Origin of the sequence: Dyella sp. EPa41, assembly GCF_016586165.1 — a bacterium.
Classification (GTDB): domain Bacteria; phylum Pseudomonadota; class Gammaproteobacteria; order Xanthomonadales; family Rhodanobacteraceae; genus Dyella.
Genome location: NZ_BCPR01000086.1, coordinates 1 through 18,136, shown reverse-complemented (window position 1 = coordinate 18,136; position 18,136 = coordinate 1). Strand labels below are relative to the sequence as shown.

The window sequence follows — 18,136 nt, the reverse complement described above, 5'->3', positions numbered from 1 at the left end:
GTCGGGCTTGCGGTTGATGTTGAATGAGCGAGCTTTGGCCACAGAAAGTAGTCAAAGCCGGACCGAGGCTAGATTGGCCCCTCACCCCAACCCTCTCCACGGAGGGGAGAGGGCGAAAAGCGTTCGAGGTTGAGTTGATATGAACTGGCTCCAGAAAATCATGACTCCGCGCGCCCGCACGGAAGCCACCGGCACCGGCGGCAAGGGCAAGGTGCCGGAAGGCGTGTGGGAGAAGTGCGGTGGTTGCGGCACGGTGCTGTACCGGCCAGAGCTGGAACGCAACCTGATGGTCTGCCCCAAGTGCGGTCATCACCACACCATCGATGCGCGTGCGCGCCTCGATTCGTTCCTCGATCCGGGTTCGGCGCAGGAGCTGTGGGCCAGCATGGAGCCGAGCGACCCGCTCAAGTTCCGTGACTCCAAGAAGTACCGCGACCGCATCATCGCGGCGCAGAAGTCCACCGGCGAGAAGGACGCGCTGCTGGCGATGAGCGGCCGCCTCAAGGGCCGTCCGCTGATGGCCGTGGCGTTCGAGTTCTCCTACATGGGTGGCTCGATGGGCTCGGTGGTGGGCGAGAAGTTCACCCGCGCCGCCGAGCGCGCGCTGGCCGATCGCAGCGCGCTCGTGTGTTTCTCCGCCACGGGCGGCGCGCGCATGCAGGAATCGCTGTTCTCGCTGATGCAGATGGCGAAGACCTCTGCCGCCCTCGCGCGCATGCGCGACGCCGGCGTGCCGTACATCAGCGTGCTCACGCACCCCACCACCGGTGGCGTGTCGGCGAGCCTGGGCATGCTGGGCGACATCAATGTCGGCGAACCCAAGGCGCTGATCGGCTTCGCCGGTCCGCGCGTGATCGAGCAGACCGTGCGCGAAACCTTGCCGGAAGGCTTCCAGCGTTCGGAGTTCCTGGTCGAGCACGGTGCGATCGACCTGATCATCGATCGCCGCGAAATGCGCGACAAGCTGGCCGACCTGCTCGGCATCCTGCAAAAGGCCCCGCGCGTGGCGTGATGCACGCCATTGCATGCCGCACGAAAGACAGCGCCCTCGCGGCGCTGTTTTTTTGATGTTTTCCACAGGCCGTGTGGATGCGCGCGGTGACAGCCTGTGGATAGACGGGCTATCTGCTTGATGCACAAGCGGTGGTGACGCGGTGATGCCTGATTGACCAGCCATCGGGCCGGTCGCCATCGCGCACCGGGTACGCTTCCACGACGAACGGCGCCATCGAACATGGCAAGGCCTCGAATGTTTTCCACAACGCATGTGGATACGCACTGCACCAGCCTGTGGATAGTTGCGCTATCCCGTTGACGTTGAACGCATCGCGACGCATTGATGCACGTTTGAGCAGGCGAATCACATGTTGCCCCTGCGGGAGCACACCCTGCGCGCGATGGCGATACGCGATGGTTTTCCACAGCGAATGTGGATACGCCTTGAGAAAGCCTGTGGATAGGTGATCTATCCCGTTGATGCCAAACGTGTCGCGACGTGATGGCGCGCGATTGCGCAACGATCGTTGATGCCTTCGGCAACGAACGTATGCGTGCCGACGAATGCGTTTTCCACAGCTTGTGTGGATGCGTGCGGGCAAAGCCTGTGGATAGGTGTGCTATCTATCTGAGCGCAAAGCGCGTGTGACGCGGTGATGGGGAAATGCGCAGCGGTGAGGTGGGCCGGGATCGCGCACTGGGTGCGCTCCTGCACAAGCCTCGCGCTCTTGTAGGAGCGCACCCAGTGCGCGATGCCTGCCTCAACCCATCAACGCCCGCAACGGCAGCAACCACAGCGACAACGCGCCCAGCGCGCCGCCAATGGCCGTTGCGGCAATCACGTCGCTCGGATAGTGCAGGCCCAGGATCACGCGCGACGCACCCACCAGCGTGGTGAAGGTGAGCAGCAGCGGCGCCAGCAGCGGATACCAGGCCAAGGCGACGACGGTGAAACTCACCGCCTGCAGCGTATGTCCCGAGGGGAAACTGAATTCGTCGAGCGGCGGCACATGCGCGATCACGCCGGGGCAGGCGCGGAACGGACGCGGGCGGCGCGTCCAGCGCTTGAGCAGGCGATACAGGAACAATGCGGTCAGGCCGGTCACTGCCATCTGCGCGGCGGCAAGCAGGCCGCGGCGCCCGTCGATCAAGGCGAGGGCCGCCATCAGCGAATACCAGAACACGCCATCGCCGAGCCGGCTGATGATGCCGAAGAAGACGCCTACGGCGCGACGTGTACCCCAGCGATTGGCCGCCACGCACATGCGGCGGTCGATGGCCAGGCGAGGGCCTGGGAGTGTGTTCATGGCTTCTCCGTCACTCGCGTTGAGTTGCAATGGACACACTCGCGGTCAGGCGTGTGCAGCGGTGGCATGATGCTCATGCACGTTCTCCTGGGCCAGTTCACGCAAGAGGGTTTCGAACTCGCGAATCACGGCGTCGGGCGAAAGATTGGCGATGCTGGCGTGCGCCGCCCGGCCCATATGGCGGATCAGGCTGGCGTTGCCGGCCAGCGTCACGGCCGATTCGATGAAGGCCTTCTCATCGCCGGCATCGATGCGATAGCCGTTGTGGCCGTGCAGCAAATGCTCGCGCGCGGCGCCTTCCTCATAGGCGATCACGGGCAGGCCGGCGGCCAACGCCTCGAGGATCACGTTGCCGAACGTCTCGCTGAGGCTTGGAAAGGGGAACAGGTCGGCGCTTGCGTAGTGCCGCGCCAGTGCTTCGCCGCGTTGCATGCCCACGAAGATGAAGTCCGGATTGGCGGCCTGCAGCGCCGCGCGGGCCGGTCCGTCGCCCACCCATACATAGCGGGACTTGGGTACCTGCTGCTGGATGGCGCGAAACGTGCGCACCGCGAGATCGAGATTCTTCTCGGGCGCGATGCGTCCGACGTAGAGCACCACCGGCGTATTGCCGTCGACTCCCCAGGCTTCGCGCAGCTCCGCGCTGCGATGGCGCGGATGGAACGACTGCGTGTCCACCGCGCGACGCAACAGGCGCGCGGTATCAACACCCAGCGCGGTGAGTTCGGCAGCCAGCGCATCGGTGGGCACCAGCGTGGCCGCCGCGCGTCGATGGAAGCGGCGCAGGTAGCCGCGTACGACCGGTGTGAGAAAACCCACGCCGTAGTGATCGGCATAGGTATCGAAGCGGGTGTGAAAGCCCGTGGCCGCCGGTATGCCCAGGCGCTTGGCCGTGCGGATGGCCGACCAGCCCAGCGGTCCTTCGGTGGCGACGTAGATCGCGTCGGGGCGCAATCGCGTCCATCGTTCACGCAGCTTGCCGCTGGCCGGCCAGCCGAAACGAAGGCCGGGGTAGCGGGGCAGCGATGCGCCGGGAACCTCCAGCGCGACGATGCCGGGCTCGTCCTGGAACGACTGTTGCTGCTGGGGACGAATGAGATCGACCGTGTGCCCCTGTGCCGCCAGTCCGGCGGCGAGGCTGTGCACGGTCAGTGCCACGCCGTTGATTTCGGGTGGATAGGTCTCGCTGACAATGCCGATGCGCACTGTGATCTACCGTTGGCTGGCCCGGTGCAGGTTCCTCCCTGGGCGTTGCGACGGCATGGCGCGTGTATGACGCATGCATGACGAAGGTCATGCGTGCGATCGCCATGGACGCCGTCAACACTGTTTCGTGGTTACACTCCGGAGACTTGTCACCGTGGAGACACGCCGATGAAACGCATGCTGCTCGCACTCGCACTCACCGTTGCCGCCGGCGGCGCCTTCGCTGCCGATGCGCCAGGGGTGCCGGTCACGAAGGCCCCCGCGGGTGCCGAGGTCTACATCATTTCGCCCAAGGACGGCGCCGTCGTCGGCACCGAAGTCACCGTGCAATTCGGCCTCAAGGGCATGGGCGTCGCGCCGGCGGGGGTGAAGAAGGAAGGCACCGGTCACCATCACCTGCTGGTGGACGTGAAGGACATGCCGGCCGCGGGCCAGCCGATCCCGAAGGACGAACAGCACGTGCACTTCGGCAACGGCCAGACCGAAACCACCCTGAAGCTGGCGCCGGGCAAGCACACGCTGCAGCTGGAGCTGGCCGACGAGAACCATGTTCCGTTCGACCCGCCGATCGTTTCCAAGCAGGTCACCATCACGGTCAAGTAGGGCGGTGCGCCGCTTTTCCGGCTCAGTGGCCGAAGTACACCGATACGCCCAGGCTGGCCATCCATGCCTGGGCGTGACCGCCGAGGCGACGGCGCACGCCGCCATCCAGCTGCACGCGCTGGCCGACCATCCACGCCAGGCCGGCGCCGGCCTCGGTGCCGCTGCGCTCGCCCGAATCGTGCACGAGGGCGGCTTCGACATAGCCCGTCAGCGAGCGGGTCAGTGCGTGGTTTTCACTGAGGGCCAGCGTGGTCTCGTCCTGGCCGCCGGATCTCACGTCCTCGACATAGCCGCCCACGGCGTCTGACGCCGTCAGCTGCCAGTTGAGGTCCGCGCCGAGCAGGTACTGTTTCCGGTCGTTGCGGACGCCTTGCGCGCCGTCGGTGAACTCCACGCTGCCAAGCACGCCCCAGGTGAAGTTGCCCGGTTGCCGGGGCGCCCACTTGAGCCCGAGGACGGTATCGCCGCGCCCGTGTTCCCACGCGTTCCCGCCGGGACCTGTCTGATGCACCGCGTTGAAGAACGACGTGCCCAGTTGCGCTTCGAACGGGCCGCCGAGGCCGACGCGCAACAGCGTATCGGCGGTGTACTGGGATTGGGTCATGCCGGCCTCGCGGTCCTGCGTCCAGGTAGGCAGTCCCTGCTCGATCGTGACATCACCGGCGTCCAGCACCGCGGGCTGGAATCCGAGCCCCGGACGGTCATAGCCGGGGTTGTCCGCATGCGCGGGCAGGGCCGGCGCCAGCATGGCCAGCGCCATGCTGGCCAGGAGCATGCGTGGACCCATCCCGGGTGCGGTTCGGCGCGGCGCGCGGTATCGGCTAAAATCGCTCACTTTCCTTGAGTCCCATCGAAGTCTCCCCATGACCGTCCGCACCCGCTTTGCCCCCAGTCCCACCGGTTTCCTGCATATCGGCGGCGCCCGCACGGCGCTGTACTGCTGGCTGGAAGCGCGTCGCCGCGGCGGCCAGTTCGTGCTGCGCATCGAGGATACCGATCGCGAGCGTTCTACCGAAGAGGCCGTGCAGGCGATTCTCGATGGCATGAACTGGCTCGGACTTCACCACGACGAAGGCCCGGTCTACCAGACCGCGCGCCTCGAACGTTACAAGCAGGTCGCCGACGAACTGCTGAAGGCCGGCAAGGCGTACTACGCCTACGAGAGCAAGGACGAGATCGAGGCCATGCGCAACGGGGCGATGGCCAAGGGCGAGAAGCCCCGCTACAACGGCTATTACCGCGACCGCAACGAGCCGTACCGCGACGACCCGAACCGCGTGATCCGATTCAAGAACCCGCTGGAAGGCTCGGTGGTGTTCGACGACAAGGTGAAGGGCCGCGTGGAGTGGAGCAATGCCGAGCTCGACGACCTGGTGATCTTCCGTTCCGACGGCTGGCCCACCTACAACTTCGCCGTGGTGGTGGACGACATCGACATGGGCATCACCGAGGTGATCCGCGGCGACGACCACGTCAACAACACGCCACGCCAGATCAACATCTACAAGGCGCTGGGGGCGCCGGTGCCGGAATTCGCGCACCTGCCGATGATCCTCGGCCCCGATGGCCAGAAGCTCAGCAAGCGCCACGGCGCGGTGAGCGTGATGCAGTACCGCGACGACGGCTTCCTGCCGCACGCGCTGCTCAACTACCTCGTGCGCCTCGGCTGGTCGCATGGCGACCAGGAAATCTTCTCCGAGGAGGAGATGATCCGCCTGTTCGATATCGGCGACGTCAACAAGGCCGCCTCGCGCTTCGACGTGACCAAGCTGTCGTGGCTCAATCAGCATTACCTGAAGACCGAAGAGCCGGGCGCGATCGTGCCGGAATTCGAGTGGCACCTGGCGCAGGCCGGCATCGACTTCAGCACGTGGCCGAAACCCGCCGACGTCATCGTCGCGCTGCGCGATCGCGTGCAGACGCTGAAGGAAATGGCCGAGCGCGCGAAGATCTGGTACGGCCCCATCGTCGAGTGGGACGAGAAGGCCGTGGCCAAGCACCTGCAGAACGACAGCGCGGTGGCCGTGCTGGAAGCGGCAAAGGCTTTGCTGGCCGACGTCGAATGGAAGCCCGAGCCGATCCATGGCGTGATCGAGCAGGTGGCCGCCAAGCTGGAGCTGGGCATGGGCAAGATCGCCCAGCCGCTGCGCGTGGCGATGACCGGCACGCAGGTGTCGCCGTCGATCGATCACACGATCTATCTCGCCGGGCGCGAGGTGGCGCTACAGCGCATCGACGACGCCATCGCGAAAGCCCGGGGCTGAGTCGCCTGGCCATGCACGGGACGGAGTGAACGCGCATGGATGAGTGGTTGGCCAGGGCCACGCAGGGCGTCGATGTGGACGCCCCCGATGCCTTCCTGCGCATCTTCATGAACCTGATGGGCATGGTGCCCTGGGCCAAGCTGTTCTGGTGGAACCTCGCGTTCGTCGCGGTGGGCGCGCTGATCGGCTGGTGGCGGGGGCGTACCGTGGAGGGCATCGTCTGGTCGGCCGTGCTCGGTCCGATCGGCTGGATCGTCGTCCTTGCGCGCCCGCGCGCCCGCAAGGGAGCTGCAACGCCTCCGCCGTTGCCCCGGCGCCGTTGACCCATATATACGGTCAGCCCCGTCGGTTTGGCGCAAGCTGCCCGAAGGCAGCGGTGTATGATGAGCGCGAGGTGAACCCATTGAGTCAGACCGCCCCCGGCAAGCCGCATGCGCACCACCACCATCACGACGATGCGCAAAGCTTCGTGCGTGCGGTGGAGCATGCGAGCGAGGAGCGCGGCCTGCGCCTCACGCCGCTGCGCAAGGAAGTGCTGGAGCTGGTCGCCGCCGCCGGCAAGCCGGTGAAGGCCTATGACCTGCTCGACCAGCTGCGCGAGCGGCACGGCAACGCGGCGCCCCCCACGGTGTACCGCGCGCTCGACTTCCTGCTCGAGCACGGTTTCATCCACAAGCTGGAGTCCATCAACGCCTTCGTGTCCTGCCATCACCCGGCGGAAGCGCACCAGGTGCCGTTCCTCATCTGCGACAACTGCTCCAGCGCCCAGGAAGTGTGCGACGAGCGGGTCGCCGAGCTGATCGAGGCCCAGGCCAAGGCGTTTGGCTTCCGCCCGCAGGCGCAAACCCTGGAAGTGCACGGGCTCTGCAAGAACTGCCGCAAGGCCTGAGCGGTTTTGCATGCCCGGCGCCGCCGCTTGCGTTTGCGACGTTATAATGTAACATACGCTGACCGGGCCGACCCGACCCCTGCGTTGCGATCCGATCCAAACCGATGGCAGCCCTCGAACAACAAAAAAATCGCTGGTGGTCGCTGGCTGACCGGATCGGTGCGCTGGCGTCGTTTCTGTGCGCCATCCACTGCGCGGCATTGCCGTTCGTGCTGGCGCTGCTACCGCTGCTGGGGCTGGGTTTTCTTGCCGATCACCGTTTCGAGCGCGGCTTCGTGATGTTCGCCAGCGCACTCGCCTTGATCACGCTGGTCAGTGCCTATCGCCACCATCGGCAGCCATTGCCGTTGCTGCTTGCACTGCCGGGGCTCGCGTTGCTGGTCACCGGCGTGACTTTCGCCGAGAACTATTCCATCGCATTGCACAGCGTGCTGGTGACCTGCGGTGGGCTGCTGGTGGCCACGGCGCATTTCATCAATCTGCGCAAGCATCGGGCCGTTCATGCGCATTGACGGCAGTGGCTGCCGTGATTGTGTAACGGACACCACGGTTCCTAGCATTCACGCATGACTTCGGCTCACGCGCGCACACACGACGATCACGACCATGACCATCGCGGCCATGCGCATGGTCATTCCCACGACCATGACCACGGCGGCATCGGCGGGCGCGAACGCAAGCTGATCTTCGCGTTCGTGCTCACCACGCTGATGATGCTGGTGGAGATGATCGGCGGTTTCTGGTCGGGCTCGTTGGCCCTGGTTGCCGATGCCGGCCACATGCTGATCGATGCGCTGGCGTTGTTGCTGGCCATTGCCGGCGCATGGTTCGCCAAGCGGCCGGCGGATGCGCGGCGCAGCTATGGCTATGGCCGGCTGGAAGTGCTGGCCGGTTTCGTCAACGCGCTGACGCAGTTCGTGCTGGTGGCCTTCATTGCCTACGAGGCGGTGACGCGCCTGTTCAATCCCGCGCACATCCTGTCGGGCATGATGCTGGTGGTGGCGATCGTCGGCCTGTTCGTGAACCTGCTCGTGTTGCGCACCTTGCATGGCCATGCGCACGACGACGTGAACCTGGCTGGCGCGACGCTGCACGTGCTCGGCGACCTGCTGGGTTCGGTCGCCGCGGTCGTGGCCGCGCTGCTGGTGCGCTGGCTGGACTGGAACTGGGCCGACCCGGTGCTTTCGCTGCTGGTGTCGCTGCTCATCCTCAACAGCGCATGGCGCCTGCTGCGGCGTTCCTCGCACATCCTGCTCGAAGGCGTGCCGGATGGCCTGAGCATGGGCGACGTCGCCGACGCGCTGCGTGCTGCCGATCCGTCGATTCGCGACATCCACCACGTGCACGTGTGGCAGCTCGCCTCCGGCTCGCGCATGGCGACGCTGCATGCAGAAGTGCACGACGGGCACCGCAGCGCGGTGGCGATCGCGGCGATCAACCGGGTGCTGTCGGAGCGTTTCGGCGTCCAGCACGTGACCGTGCAGGTGGATACGGAGGCGTGTCCCGACCATGCCCGCGACTGCGCCGGGCACGGCCACCGTTGACTATTGCGCTTTGGACGACCGCTGATACGATGGTCGGCCGTTCACCCTAACGAATCAGGAGTTCCCTCATGGGCAAGGGCGACCGCAAGACCCGTCGTGGCAAGACCTACCGTGGCAGCTATGGCAACAGCCGCGCGCATTCGCTGCAGCCGGCCGTGGCCGGTGCCAAGGCGACTGTGACCAAGCCGGCCGCCGCCAAGAAGGCCGCTCCGAAGAAGAAGTCGGCCTGAGCCTGACCGGCTCCCGACCAGCCCCCGCCCAGGCGGGGGCTTTTTTTTGCCCATCGGCATGACGGTCGGCACGTCCTGCCCCGTCGAGGCGCATGCTCCAATCGATCCGGCTCAATGAGGGAGAGACGGGCATGACAGGGCAGTGGGGGCAGCGTTTTCTGGTGATCTATTCGGGCGTGCTGACGACCGCGGTGGTCGCGGCATTGCTTTCCGGTTTCGTGGTGAAGCCGAAGAAGATGCAGATCGACGAGCTCGACGTGCAACGGATCAACCTGGTGGAACCGGATGGCACCTTGCGCATGGTGATTTCGGACAAGGCCAACTTCCCCGGTGCGATCTTCAAGGGCAAGGAATACCCGCACGCACGACCCAATGCCGGCATGCTGTTCTACAACGACGAGGGCACGGAAAACGGCGGCCTCATCTTCAGCGGCCACAAGGACAAGGACGGCAAGATCGTCGACAGCGGCGGCAGCCTCACCTTCGACAAGTATGAGCAGGACCAGCTGGTCCAGCTGGTGGGCGCCCACGACAGCAGCGGTCACCTGGCCGGCCTGATCGTGAGCGATCGCGCGGACCGGCCCATCGAGCAGGATTTCATCAACGCCGACAAGCTCAAGGCCATGCCGGAAGCGCAGCGCGACGCCTTGATGCAGCAGCGCGAGAAGGATGGCTACTACGGCGCCACGCGCATCGCGGTGACGCGCAGCGACGATGGCGTGGCCAAGGTTTCGCTGCGCGACGCGCAGGGACACCCACGCATCGTCATGGGCGTGGCGGCGGATGGAACGTCCAGCCTCAGGTTCCTCGACGCGGACGGAAAGGTACTGAACGAGCTGACGCCGGCTGCCAAAAAATAGCCAGCCGCCTGGTCGCTCGCTCAGGATTCCGGCGACAGCAGTTCGCCGCCGAGGAAGATATCGCGCAGCACGTGGCTGCCGCCGATCCAGTAGCAAAGCTCGGCGGGCTCGCGCACGTTCCATACGGCGAGATCGGCTCGCTGGCCGGCCGCGAGCGTGCCGCGATCGGCGAAACCGAGTGCCTTGGCGGCATTCACCGTTACGCCGCGCAAGGCTTCTTCCGGCGTAAGGCGGAACAGCGTGCAAGCCATGCCGGCGGCCAGGCGCAAGGAGAGCAGCGGCGAGGTGCCCGGATTGCAATCCGTCGCGACCGCCATGGCGACGCCCTGCTCGCGCAGGCCGGCGATCGGCGGCAGCCTGGTTTCGCGCAATGCGTAGAACGCGCCGGGCAGCAGCACGGCCACCGTGCCTGCCGCCGCCATGGCGCGAATGCCGCTGTCGCTGAGGTGCTCCAGGTGATCGGCGGAGAGGCCGCGATAACTCGCCACCAGGGCCGCGCCGTCGAGATCGGAAAGCTGCTCCGCGTGCAATTTCACCGGCAGGCCGAGTTGCGTGGCGCGATCGAATACGCGGCGCGTTTCGGCCGGCGTGAAACCGATGTTCTCGCAGAAGGCGTCGACGGCATCGACGAGCCCTTCGCTGGCCAGCGAAGGCAGCATCTGGTCGCAGACCAGGGCGACGTAAGCCTCGCGATCGTCCCGGTATTCCGGGGGCAACGCGTGCAGGCCGAGGAACGTTGTGCGCACGGTGATGCCCAGCGCCTTGCCGATGCGACGGGCGACGCGCAGCATGCGCCGTTCCGTTTCCAGGTCCAGGCCGTACCCCGACTTGATTTCCACGGTGGTGACGCCGTCGGCGAGAAGGGCATGCGCGCGCGGCAAGGTCTGTGCGAACAGCGCATCCTCGCTGGCTTCGCGCGTGGCCTTGACGGTGGAAACGATGCCGCCGCCCGCGCGCGCGATCTCTTCGTAACTGGCGCCGTTGAGGCGCAGGTCGAACTCATGCGCGCGGTCGCCGCCAAAGACCAGATGCGTATGGCAATCGATCAAGCCCGGAGTCACCAATGCACCACCGAGATGGTCGACGCGCGCCGCGCGGTGCTCGGCGTCGGCGGGCAGGGCGCTTCGTGGCCCGACCCAGCCGATGCGTCCGCCGTGCAAGGCGATGGCACCATGCCGGATCAATCCATAAGGCGCGTCGCCGGCGAAGGTCGCGAGCGTGGCGTCCAGCAGCAAGTGATCCCAGGAATGGCTCATTCGATCAGTGTCCAGGCGAGGGCGAAGGCCGGTGGTCGTCGGGCCCGGCGGAAGGCGGAATCGGCGTCGCGGGATCCTCGGCGGCCGAGCTCTTCGCCGCGGTGCTTGCCGGCTCGTCATCCCGCTCCTCGGCGGCACGCCTCGCGAGTTCGCGCTCGTAGCCTTCGATGAGCTTGTCGGCCAGGGCGCGATACACCGGTTTGCGCGAGAAGATGGACGACGCGGCGCGCGCGAGCAGGCAGGTCGCCATGATCGGCAGCACCATCTGCTGGTTGGCGGTGAGTTCCATCGAGATCACCGTCGCGGTCAGTGGCGCCTGCGTCACGCCCGACAGATAGCCCGCCATCGCCAGCAGCGCCACCGCCGACGGATCGACGCCCGGCAGGATGGCCGTGAGGTTGTTGCCCAGACCGGCCCCCACCGCCAGCGCCGGCGAGAAGATGCCGCCGGGGATGCCCGCCCAATAGGACGCGATATTGCCCAGGAATTTCAGCACGCCGAACGAGGAGACGGTGTCGGCATGCCCCCCGATGATCTCCCTGGCCTGCGCGTATCCCGTGCCGTACAGGCCGGTATGCGTGAGCTGGCTGAGCAGCACCAGCGCGAGGCCGCATGAGGCGGCGAACACGATCGGCTGGCGCGCACGAAGGCGCCCGACCAAACCACGGAGCCCGTGCTCGCTGGGCAGGATCAGTCGCGCGAACAAACCGCCGGCAAGGCCGCAGACGAGGCCCGTGGCGAGCACCGCCCACCAGGCCTTGCCCAGCGGCAGGCCGATGTCGAACTGGCCGAAATAGGCGTAGTTGCCCAGGATGCCCAGCGACACCATGCCCGCCACGAACACCGCGGTGAGCAGGATGCCGCTCAACCGGTGCTCGAACGATCCGCTCATTTCCTCGATGGCGAACACGATGCCGGCGAGCGGCGTATTGAAGGCCGCTGCGAGACCCGCTGCGGCGCCGGCCAGGATGAAGCGGCCGGCAGCGGCGGGTTCGGCGAAACCGAAGCGTCGGCCCAGCGAGTAGAGCAGGCCCGCGCCCACGTGCACGGTCGGGCCTTCGCGCCCGACCGATGCGCCGCCGAGCAGGGCGGCGAGCGTCAGCGCCATCTTGCCCAGCGCCACGCGCAGCGACAGCAGGCTCTGCCGGAAACCCTCGTCTTCGACCTTGAGCGCGGCGATCGCCTGGGGGATGCCCGAGCCGCGGGTGGCCTTGAGCGCGCCCTGGGTCAGCCATGCGAGCAGCGCGAATGTCAGCGGCGTGATCAGGAACGCCCAGTACCGGTTGCTTTCCACCACGCCGTGGAAAACCCGGTAGGCCCAATCCGCCGCCTGCGCGAAGCCCACGGCGGCCAGGCCCACCAGCACCGCGCCGGTCCAGAACAGGACGCGCCGCCGCCACTGGGGCAAGGAGAAGAGTTCGGACTCGGTCAACCGGCGCAGCCGCGCCTGCGGACTGGAGGGATCGGGGGCTTCTTCGCTCACGGCTTGGCCTCCGACTTGCGGGTCCAGCGCGTCTCGTAGAGGTCGAAGCGGCGGTCCTTGAGGTTCTGCACGGCGCCGGCGTTGCGCGCGCGGGCCAGGCTTTCCAGGCGCAGGTCGGCGAACAGCACGGTTTCGATGTTCGGCGTGGAGTCCGCGGCAATGCCGTCGCGCGCGAACGGGAAATCGCTGGGCGTGAGGATGCAGCTCTGTCCGTACTGGATGTCGAAATTGTTCACGCCGGGCAGGTTGCCCACGTTGCCCGAAAGCACCACGTAGCATTGGTTCTCGATCGCGCGCGCCTGCGAGCAATAACGCACGCGCAGATAACCTTCGCGCACGTCGGTGCAGAACGGCACGAACAGGATCAGCGCACCCTGGTCGGTGAGATGCCGCGCGACTTCGGGGAACTCGGAGTCGTAGCAGATCATCACGCCGATGGGGCCGCAATCGGTCTGGATGGTCGCCGCGGTATCGCCGCCGGTGATGTTCCACACCGTGCGTTCGCTGGGCGTCGGGTGGATCTTCTCCTGCTCGTGGATGGAGCCATCGCGCAGGCACACGTAGCAGACGTTGTGGATATCGCCGTTCGGCTGCTCGGTGGGATGCGAGCCGGCGATGATGTTGATGTTGTAGTGCACCGCCAGGCGGCTGAAGAGCTCCTTCACCTGCGGCGTGTACTGGCTGAGCTTGCGGATGGACTCGACCGGCGAGAGTTCCTCGTTCTCGATCGACAGCAGCTGCAGCGTGATCAGCTCGGGAAACGTGACGAAGTCCGCGCTGTAGTCGGCCGCGATGTCGGTGAAGTATTCCACCTGCGTGGCGAATTCGTCGAAGGAGCGGATGCGTCGCTGCTGGTATTGCACCGACGCCACGCGCACGAGATCGGGCAGCGGCTGCGTCGAGGGAATCGAGGGGATGTCCGGCTGGTTGAGCAGCTGCGGATTGCGCCACACCAGATGCGCGGCATAGCCGAGCGAGTCATAGTCGGACGGTACGTAGCCGCGCAACAGCCCGATCACCTCGAACTCGTTGCTCAGCTGGAAACTCAGCGTGGGGTCGCGGCGTTTGCCCTCCACCACCGCCTGCACATAGGCCTTGGCGGTGCCGTAGCGCTGCAGGTTGCGCGCAAGGCCCGGGATGCGGCCGCCGAACACGATGCCGCGCAGCTTGAGGTCGGTACACAGGCGCTTGCGTGCCTGGTACAGGCGCTGGCCGATGCGGATGTTGCGGTAGTCGGGATGCACCACCACTTCCATGCCGTACAGCCAGTTGCCGTCGCTGCGATGGCGCGAACCCATGCCGCCGCCGGTGATCTGCATCCAGGTATGCGGCGCGAGGGCGGTCGCCTCGTCGATGCGGAACGTGGCGCAATAGCCGACGAGCTTGCCCTCGTACTCGACCACGAACTGGCCCTGCGGAAAATGTGTCTGCTGGGAGCGCAGCATTTCCGCGGAATGTCCCCATTCGGGCGTGTAGACGCGGCCGGTGAGCTCGACCAGTGCGGGCACGTCGGCGGGCTTCGCCTGGCGGACCAGCAGCTTCGGGGCGTTTTCCTGATTCTTCTTGGCCATCGCCGCATTATGCCGCAGCTCGCTGAACGAGGCGGCGGGCCGTAAACTCGCGTGTATTGCCTCCTGGAGTGAGCACCATGGCCGCCGTCATCCCCACTCGCTACGCCGCCGATCGATTGTGGACGCCGCAAGGCTGGATACGTGACGCCGGTGTGCAGGTGAACGATCGCGGCGCGATCGTGGGCGTGGCCGCTGGCGAAGGCGACCGCCTGGGCCGTTGGGTGCTGCCAGGCATGCCCAACCTGCATTCGCATGCGTTCCAGCGCGCCATGGCCGGCCTGGCCGAGCGCAAGGGCAAGACGGACGACAGCTTCTGGACGTGGCGCGAAACCATGTACGCGTTCGCGGCGACGATCGGGCCGGATGAGTTGCAGGCGATTGCCGCGCAGCTGTATGTCGAAATGCTCAAGAGCGGCTACACGCAGGTCTGCGAGTTCCATTACCTGCACCACCAGCCCGATGGCACGCCGTACGCGCAACCGGAGGCGATGTCGCTGGCGCTGATCGAGGCTGCCCGTGAAGCGGGCATCGCCTTGACGCTGCTGCCCGTGCTGTACATGAGCGGTGGTTTCGACGGTCGTCCCTTGGCGCCGCGCCAGCGCCGCTTCGGCCACGACGTGCCCTCCTACCTGCGGTTGCTGCAGGCCTTGCGTGCCCATGAAAGCGATCGCGTGCGCGTGGGCATCGCGCTGCATTCGCTGCGCGCGGTGCCCGAAGAGGCGATGCGGGAGGTGCTGGCCGATGACCTCGCAAAAAATTGTCCCATCCATATCCATATCGCCGAACAGATCGGCGAAGTGCAGGATTGCCTCGCCACGCGCGGCGCACGCCCGGTCGAATGGCTGTTTGCCCATGCCGACATCGATTCGCGCTGGACGCTGGTGCACGCGACGCACCTGAGCGCGCAGGAAACCAGGCAGCTTGCCGGCAGCGGCGCCGTGGCCGGCCTTTGTCCTACCACCGAGGCGAACCTGGGCGACGGGCTGTTTCCGTTGGCCGACTATCTCGATGCGCGCGGCACGCTGGGCATCGGTTCGGACTCGCATATCTCGGTGTCGCCCGTCGAGGAGCTGCGTTGGCTGGAATATGGACAGCGGCTCTCCACGCGTCACCGCAACATCGCCGCGCGCCACCAGGGCGAAAGCGTCGGCGAAACGCTATGGCCGGCGGCATTGCGCGGTGGCGCGCTGGCGTCGGGTCTGCCGATCGGCGAACTACGCGAAGCGGCACGCGCCGACCTTGTCGTGCTGGACGATCGCGCGCCGTTGCTCGCGGCGCGTGACGAAGCTTCGGTGATCGACAGCTTCCTGTTCGCCGGCAACGCCCCCCTGGTGCGCGATGTGATGGTGGGCGGTGAATGGATGGTGCGTGATGGCGCGCACCGCGACGAGGACCGCATCGCCGCGCGTTACCGCACGGTAATGGAGCGCTTGGCGCGGCGTTGAGCCGCCAGCATCGCGACAGCGTGAACGCTTGCCGCGGCACGGATGAACCGCAGCCATCCATCGCCCGGTGCACGGTCAGCGGCCTCCCATGAGCAGCGTTCTCCGACGCAAGTCCATCACTCGAGGAGTGCGTCATGCGTCGACTCATGCTTGCCGGTCTTGCCTTCGCCGTCATGTGCAGCGCGGTGCTTTCATTGACCGGCTGCGTGGTGGTCGCTCCAAGGCCGCATTACGCGGCGCGCGTGTGGGTGCCGGGCTATTACGCGCCTGCCGGTGTCTGGGTGTCCGGCCACTGGCGCGGATAAGGCCACCCTGCCTCGATCTTGTAGGAGCGCACCCAGTGCGCGATAAGCCAACGGAGCGGTGACGCCGTTATCGCGCACCGGGTGCGCTCCTACATGAGCGTTGAAATGCCCCGGCGCAGGTGTTCGATGAATACGCGCAGCTTCGGCGGCACCTGCAAGCGGCTGGGGTAATAGAGATAGAAGCTGTCGAACGGCGGCAGCCAATCATCCAGCACCGTAACCAGCCGGCCTTCCGCGATGGCGGCGCGCACGGACAGTTCGATCATGTGCGTAAGGCCCAGGCCATCCGCGGCCGCGCGAATGGCGAGCGCGGGTTCGTTGGTGGTCAACGGCCCATCCACATCCAGCTCGAACCACTGGCCCTTTGACGTGCCCGAGGGGTGGGCGAACTCCCAGCGATAGATCGCGCCGCTGCTGAAACGAAAGCGGATGCAATCGTGCGCGGCGAGATCGCGCGGATGTTGCGGCGTGCCATGCGTCGCAAGATAGGACGGCGATCCAACCACGACCGCCCGCTGTGGCCCGCCCAGCGGGATGGCCACCATGTCGCGCGCCAATCGCTCGCCCAGGCGGATGCCGGCATCGAAACCTTCCGCCACGAGGTCGGTGAGCCGGTTCTCGACCTGGATGTCCACGCGCACGTCGGGCCATGCGCGCATGAAGTCGGCGAGCGTCGGGGCGATCAGGGTATCCAGCACCATTTGTGGCACGGCGATGCGGAGGGTGCCCACCGGGCGGTCGCCATGCTGGCGTAACGCCTCGATGGCTTCGTCGATTTCGCCGAGGGCGGGGGTAATGCGTTCGAGAAACGCGCGGCCGGCTTCGGTGAGTCCGACGCGGCGGGTGGTCCGGTGAAGCAGGCGCACGCCCACGTGGGTTTCCAGTTGTCGCAAGGTCTGGCTCAGCGCCGAGGCCGTCACCTCCAGCTCCGCTGCCGCACGGGTGAAGCTCCCATGCCGGGCTATCAACTGGAAGGCGCGCAGGGCGGTGGTCGGGTCGTTCGCCATTGATTAGTCATGCTTAATAAAGCATGCAAACGATGGCTATTTTTCTGCGTAATGGCAAGGCCCAGACTGGCGCCATCCCAACCACAAGGAGTTCGCCATGTCGCTCGACGCTTACTACACCCTTGGCCGTTCCGGCCTGCGCGTCAGCCGTCTCGCCCTGGGCACGATGACCTTCGGCGACAACTGGGGCTGGGGCGCGGCAGAGGACACCGCCCGCGCCATGTTCGATCGCTACCTGGCCGCCGGCGGCAATTTCATCGACACCGCGGATCTCTACACCGACGGTGCCAGTGAGGCATTGCTGGGCCGCTTCGTGGAGGACGCCGGCGTGCGCGATCGCGTCGTGCTGTCCACCAAGTTCAGCTACAACGCGCAGCCGGGAAATCCGAACGCCGGCGGCAATGGCCGCAAGAACATCCTGCGCGCGGTGGAAGGCTCGCTGCGCCGCCTGCGCACGGATTACATCGACCTGTATCTGCTGCACACCTGGGATCGCATCTCGCCCGCCGAGGAAGTGGTGCGCACGCTCGACGACCTCGTGCGTGCCGGCAAGATCCGCCATGCGGGTCTCTCCGATGTACCGGCGTGGTACGCCTCGCGGGCGCAGACTTATGCCGAGGCGCACGCGCTGTCGCCGCTGGTGAACCTCCAGCTCGAGTACTCGCTGGTCGAACGAAGCCTGGAGCACGAGTTCGCACCGATGGCGCTGGAACTGGGCATGGGCATTACCGCATGGAGCCCGCTCGGCATGGGGCTGCTCTCGGGCAAGTACAAGCCGAGCGAAGCGGGCGGCGCGGGCGAAGGCCGCCTGGCGAAGGTGTCGGGCCTGCCTGGCTTCGACCGCTTCACCGAACGCAACTGGCGCGTCGTCGCCGCGCTGGAAGAGGTGGCCAAGGCACTCGGCAAGCCGATGGCGCAGGTGGCGTTGAACTGGGTGGCGACGCAGCCGGCGGTGGCGTCGGTGATCGTGGGCGCGACCAAGCTGGCGCAGCTGGACGACAACCTCGGCGCGTTGTCCTTCGAGATACCTGCAGAGCTGCGGGCACGGCTTCACGAGGCCAGCGCAACGGAAACGCCATTCCCGTACTGGTTTTTTGGTGACACCCAGCAGGCCCGCATCCATGGTGGCGTGAGCGTGGGCAGCAAGCCCGCCGGTTACGCGCCGCCGGT

The 18,136-nt window shown here is 66.4% G+C and carries 20 protein-coding genes; 12 read left to right on the top strand and 8 right to left on the bottom strand.

The annotated features are described in order from the left end of the window. The first annotated feature begins 139 nt into the window (after positions 1-139). Positions 140-1,012, top strand: coding sequence for an acetyl-CoA carboxylase, carboxyltransferase subunit beta (gene accD / locus JMF82_RS19325; protein WP_038619355.1), 873 nt, complete (start codon positions 140-142; stop codon positions 1,010-1,012). 109 nt (positions 1,013-1,121) lie between these two features. On the opposite strand, the gene JMF82_RS19320 is transcribed toward accD, so the two are convergent. From JMF82_RS19320 to JMF82_RS19310, 3 genes are all read right to left on the bottom strand, one after another. Beyond that, on the bottom strand, positions 1,122-1,517 hold the full coding sequence (locus JMF82_RS19320; RefSeq protein WP_201316160.1) for a hypothetical protein: 396 nt from the start codon (positions 1,515-1,517) through the stop codon (positions 1,122-1,124). 240 nt (positions 1,518-1,757) lie between these two features. Further along, complete coding sequence (locus tag JMF82_RS19315; RefSeq protein ID WP_201316159.1) at positions 1,758-2,303, bottom strand: phosphatase PAP2 family protein; 546 nt, start codon at positions 2,301-2,303, stop codon at positions 1,758-1,760. A 45-nt stretch (positions 2,304-2,348) separates the two neighbouring features. Further along, on the bottom strand, positions 2,349-3,509 hold the full coding sequence (locus JMF82_RS19310) for a glycosyltransferase family 1 protein (protein ID WP_201316158.1): 1,161 nt from the start codon (positions 3,507-3,509) through the stop codon (positions 2,349-2,351). Positions 3,510-3,677: 168 nt separating this feature from the next. On the opposite strand from JMF82_RS19310, the gene JMF82_RS19305 reads away from it, so the two are divergent. Then, entirely contained in the window at positions 3,678-4,112 is a 435-nt protein-coding gene (locus tag JMF82_RS19305; protein WP_201316157.1) for a DUF4399 domain-containing protein, read from the top strand. Positions 4,113-4,134: 22 nt separating this feature from the next. On the opposite strand, the gene JMF82_RS19300 is transcribed toward JMF82_RS19305, so the two are convergent. Then, positions 4,135-4,887, bottom strand: a complete 753-nt coding sequence (locus tag JMF82_RS19300) for a transporter (protein ID WP_236585580.1) — start codon at positions 4,885-4,887, stop codon at positions 4,135-4,137. Between the two features lie 88 nt (positions 4,888-4,975). Here JMF82_RS19300 and gltX point away from each other — a divergent pair, with 88 nt between their 5' ends. The 7 genes from gltX to JMF82_RS19265 all read left to right on the top strand — a co-directional run bounded on the left by gltX (position 4,976) and on the right by JMF82_RS19265 (position 9,899). Then, positions 4,976-6,376, top strand: a complete 1,401-nt coding sequence (gene gltX / locus JMF82_RS19295) for a glutamate--tRNA ligase (protein WP_201316156.1) — start codon at positions 4,976-4,978, stop codon at positions 6,374-6,376. A 35-nt stretch (positions 6,377-6,411) separates the two neighbouring features. Continuing rightward, the gene (locus JMF82_RS19290; protein ID WP_201316155.1) at positions 6,412-6,699 is read left to right on the top strand and encodes a hypothetical protein; all 288 of its coding nucleotides are present in this window, start codon (positions 6,412-6,414) and stop codon (positions 6,697-6,699) included. Positions 6,700-6,779: 80 nt separating this feature from the next. Beyond that, positions 6,780-7,265, top strand: a complete 486-nt coding sequence (locus JMF82_RS19285; RefSeq protein WP_201316154.1) for a transcriptional repressor — start codon at positions 6,780-6,782, stop codon at positions 7,263-7,265. A gap of 104 nt (positions 7,266-7,369) precedes the next feature. Next, positions 7,370-7,777 (top strand): MerC domain-containing protein, encoded by a 408-nt coding sequence (locus JMF82_RS19280; RefSeq protein ID WP_201316153.1) that lies wholly within the window; start codon positions 7,370-7,372, stop codon positions 7,775-7,777. A 54-nt stretch (positions 7,778-7,831) separates the two neighbouring features. Then, on the top strand, positions 7,832-8,809 hold the full coding sequence (locus tag JMF82_RS19275; protein WP_201316152.1) for a cation diffusion facilitator family transporter: 978 nt from the start codon (positions 7,832-7,834) through the stop codon (positions 8,807-8,809). A gap of 68 nt (positions 8,810-8,877) precedes the next feature. Further along, entirely contained in the window at positions 8,878-9,039 is a 162-nt protein-coding gene (locus JMF82_RS19270) for a 30S ribosomal protein THX (protein ID WP_201316151.1), read from the top strand. 131 nt (positions 9,040-9,170) lie between these two features. Continuing rightward, positions 9,171-9,899 carry a hypothetical protein gene (locus JMF82_RS19265; RefSeq protein WP_201316150.1) on the top strand — a complete coding sequence of 243 codons (729 nt, stop codon included), beginning with the start codon at positions 9,171-9,173 and terminating at the stop codon, positions 9,897-9,899. A gap of 20 nt (positions 9,900-9,919) precedes the next feature. Here the strand turns inward: JMF82_RS19265 and hutI are convergent, their stop codons facing one another. From hutI to JMF82_RS19250, 3 genes are read right to left on the bottom strand one after another with little or no spacing between them, the layout of a single operon-like run. Further along, positions 9,920-11,155: an imidazolonepropionase gene (gene hutI, locus JMF82_RS19260; RefSeq protein WP_201316149.1), complete on the bottom strand. Its 1,236-nt coding sequence runs from the start codon at positions 11,153-11,155 to the stop codon at positions 9,920-9,922. Positions 11,156-11,159: 4 nt separating this feature from the next. After that, positions 11,160-12,638, bottom strand: coding sequence for a chloride channel protein (locus tag JMF82_RS19255; protein ID WP_236585579.1), 1,479 nt, complete (start codon positions 12,636-12,638; stop codon positions 11,160-11,162). Then, complete coding sequence (locus tag JMF82_RS19250; protein ID WP_201316148.1) at positions 12,635-14,209, bottom strand: bifunctional GNAT family N-acetyltransferase/carbon-nitrogen hydrolase family protein; 1,575 nt, start codon at positions 14,207-14,209, stop codon at positions 12,635-12,637. The genes JMF82_RS19255 and JMF82_RS19250 overlap by 4 nt, the downstream gene beginning before the upstream one ends. A 77-nt stretch (positions 14,210-14,286) precedes the next feature. On the opposite strand from JMF82_RS19250, the gene JMF82_RS19245 reads away from it, so the two are divergent. Both JMF82_RS19245 and JMF82_RS19240 read left to right on the top strand, forming a co-directional pair. Then, positions 14,287-15,654 (top strand): formimidoylglutamate deiminase, encoded by a 1,368-nt coding sequence (locus tag JMF82_RS19245; protein WP_201316147.1) that lies wholly within the window; start codon positions 14,287-14,289, stop codon positions 15,652-15,654. A 134-nt stretch (positions 15,655-15,788) separates the two neighbouring features. Further along, positions 15,789-15,959: a hypothetical protein gene (locus JMF82_RS19240; RefSeq protein WP_201316146.1), complete on the top strand. Its 171-nt coding sequence runs from the start codon at positions 15,789-15,791 to the stop codon at positions 15,957-15,959. Positions 15,960-16,048: 89 nt separating this feature from the next. Here JMF82_RS19240 and JMF82_RS19235 read toward each other — a convergent pair whose 3' ends face one another. Further along, positions 16,049-16,966, bottom strand: coding sequence for a LysR family transcriptional regulator (locus JMF82_RS19235; RefSeq protein WP_201316145.1), 918 nt, complete (start codon positions 16,964-16,966; stop codon positions 16,049-16,051). A 97-nt stretch (positions 16,967-17,063) separates the two neighbouring features. On the opposite strand from JMF82_RS19235, the gene JMF82_RS19230 reads away from it, so the two are divergent. Next, the coding region (locus JMF82_RS19230; RefSeq protein WP_201316144.1) for an aldo/keto reductase at positions 17,064-18,136 on the top strand (1,073 nt) is incomplete at its 3' end.

Coding starts and splice junctions, on each gene's coding strand:
- JMF82_RS19305 (WP_201316157.1), top strand. CDS start 3,678: ATGAAACGCATGCTGCTCGCACTCGCACTCACCGTTGCCGCCGGCGGC.
- JMF82_RS19245 (WP_201316147.1), top strand. CDS start 14,287: ATGGCCGCCGTCATCCCCACTCGCTACGCCGCCGATCGATTGTGGACG.
- hutI (WP_201316149.1), bottom strand. CDS start 11,155: ATGAGCCATTCCTGGGATCACTTGCTGCTGGACGCCACGCTCGCGACC.
- JMF82_RS19280 (WP_201316153.1), top strand. CDS start 7,370: ATGGCAGCCCTCGAACAACAAAAAAATCGCTGGTGGTCGCTGGCTGAC.
- JMF82_RS19290 (WP_201316155.1), top strand. CDS start 6,412: ATGGATGAGTGGTTGGCCAGGGCCACGCAGGGCGTCGATGTGGACGCC.
- gltX (WP_201316156.1), top strand. CDS start 4,976: ATGACCGTCCGCACCCGCTTTGCCCCCAGTCCCACCGGTTTCCTGCAT.
- JMF82_RS19270 (WP_201316151.1), top strand. CDS start 8,878: ATGGGCAAGGGCGACCGCAAGACCCGTCGTGGCAAGACCTACCGTGGC.
- JMF82_RS19275 (WP_201316152.1), top strand. CDS start 7,832: ATGACTTCGGCTCACGCGCGCACACACGACGATCACGACCATGACCAT.
- JMF82_RS19300 (WP_236585580.1), bottom strand. CDS start 4,887: ATGCTCCTGGCCAGCATGGCGCTGGCCATGCTGGCGCCGGCCCTGCCC.
- JMF82_RS19250 (WP_201316148.1), bottom strand. CDS start 14,209: ATGGCCAAGAAGAATCAGGAAAACGCCCCGAAGCTGCTGGTCCGCCAG.
- JMF82_RS19315 (WP_201316159.1), bottom strand. CDS start 2,303: ATGAACACACTCCCAGGCCCTCGCCTGGCCATCGACCGCCGCATGTGC.
- JMF82_RS19235 (WP_201316145.1), bottom strand. CDS start 16,966: ATGGCGAACGACCCGACCACCGCCCTGCGCGCCTTCCAGTTGATAGCC.
- accD (WP_038619355.1), top strand. CDS start 140: ATGAACTGGCTCCAGAAAATCATGACTCCGCGCGCCCGCACGGAAGCC.
- JMF82_RS19240 (WP_201316146.1), top strand. CDS start 15,789: ATGCGTCGACTCATGCTTGCCGGTCTTGCCTTCGCCGTCATGTGCAGC.
- JMF82_RS19265 (WP_201316150.1), top strand. CDS start 9,171: ATGACAGGGCAGTGGGGGCAGCGTTTTCTGGTGATCTATTCGGGCGTG.